We start from the raw sequence: 255 nt of genomic DNA on the forward strand, positions 1-255 counted from the left end.
GAACATCAACACCGACGCAATTGATGAAGTCGCCCTGGCACTTCTCTACCTGACCCTGCATGCCCGATACCGCGCATGGAAGGGTTTCGACTGGGATGTGCTGAACCGACTCTACGAACGGGGTTTCATCGAAGACCCGGTCAACAGGACGAAGTCTGTGATCTTTACCGAAGAAGGACTGCGTGAGTCCGAGCGGCTCTTTAAACAGCATTTCGTCATTCCAGAAAGACCGGGAAATTGATTCAACGAACTTCT

1 protein-coding gene is annotated in these 255 nt (G+C 51.8%); it reads left to right on the forward strand.

Annotated features, from left to right (window positions below; translation table 11 throughout):
* The coding region (locus AB4Y34_RS42360; protein ID WP_368719365.1) for a DUF6429 family protein at positions 1-241 on the forward strand (241 nt) is incomplete at its 5' end.
* Positions 242-255 lie beyond the last annotated feature (14 nt).

It is taken from the genome of Paraburkholderia sp. BR10954, assembly GCF_040965775.1.
Lineage (GTDB): Bacteria > Pseudomonadota > Gammaproteobacteria > Burkholderiales > Burkholderiaceae > Paraburkholderia > Paraburkholderia youngii.